The organism is Streptomyces niveiscabiei, from assembly GCF_033794345.1.
In the GTDB taxonomy this organism is placed as follows: Bacteria; Actinomycetota; Actinomycetes; order Streptomycetales; family Streptomycetaceae; genus Streptomyces; species Streptomyces niveiscabiei.
In genome coordinates, this window is sequence record NZ_JARAYJ010000115.1 from 1 (window position 1) to 1017 (window position 1017).

Below are 1017 nucleotides of genomic sequence, written 5' to 3' on the forward strand. Positions count from 1 at the left end.
TCGGCCTTCCATGCTGAGGAGCTGCTGGCGGGTTTTCGTCGAGGGGTCTTCGTCGGGGAAGCGCAGGCGGTACATGGCGCGGGCGACGTCGAGGCGGGTACGGCGGTTGGCCCAGGCCGTGGCCTGTGCTTCGACGAGGTGGCTGGAGCGGGTGAGGGCGCGGCCTGCGGCGTAGAAGCGGACGCCTTGTTCGCCGACCCAGGCGACGCCCGCGCCGCATTCGCCGAGGACGGACATGGCCTGGTGGGTGACGCGGGTGCCGGGGCCGAGGAGGAGGGTGCCGATGGTCGCGGAGGGGATGTGGGTGACACCGTCCGCGTCCGTGGCGGTGATGGCGTTGTCGTCGCGGTGGACGGTGCAGCGTTCCAGGTAGAGGAAGGAGACCCGGTCGCCGACCCTGGTGAGTTCGCGGAGGGTTGAGGCGCCGCGCCGGCCGACGGTGCTCATGACGGCTGGAGGGGGGCAAGGGTCATCAAGCCGCAGCCGTACGCCTTCGCCTTGCCCAGGCCGTTGGTGAGGGTGCGGCGGAAGGTGTTGGCGTCGGTGACGCGCAGGCGGCCGTCGAAGGTGACCCGGGTGATGCGGACCTGCGGGCGGCCGTTCGCCGTACCGGCCTTGGTGAACTGCAACGGCATCCGGTCGTGGACGATCACCTCGTGCTGGTGGCCGTGTTCGGTCAGGCGGCGCTCGGCGGGGGTTTCTATGACCTCGAAGCCGGCGTTCTGCTGGCGTTTGAGCAGCCAGCCGATCTGGTGGCGGGGGGTGATGTGCGCGGCGCGCTTCGTCGGGGAGTCGCGGGAGTCCTGGTCGCGGCGGATGTTGTGGACGGGGTTGGCGGTGAGGCGGAATCCCCAGGTGCTGCCCTTGGTGAGGCGGTCGAGGAATTCGTCGTAGGCGAAGGTGGTCCAGCCGGGTTCCGGCAGTCCGGGCCAGCCCGCCTCCTCGACGAGGTGGGTCAGGTCGGGGCGGCCGGGGCTGACGATGAACAGGTCGGCGCGGCCCGCTGCGGCCGGGTCC

At 71.2% G+C, this 1017-nt stretch carries 2 protein-coding genes; both read right to left on the minus strand.

Annotation, left to right across the window (positions count from 1 at the left end; translation table 11 throughout):
- Positions 1-447 (minus strand): CRISPR-associated endonuclease Cas1 (locus PV682_RS44585; RefSeq protein WP_319738608.1); only part of this gene is annotated, 447 nt, incomplete at its 3' end.
- Positions 444-1017: type I-E CRISPR-associated protein Cas6/Cse3/CasE (cas6e, locus tag PV682_RS44590; protein WP_319738611.1), on the minus strand; the 574-nt coding region annotated here is incomplete at its 5' end. The genes PV682_RS44585 and cas6e, both read right to left, overlap by 4 nt.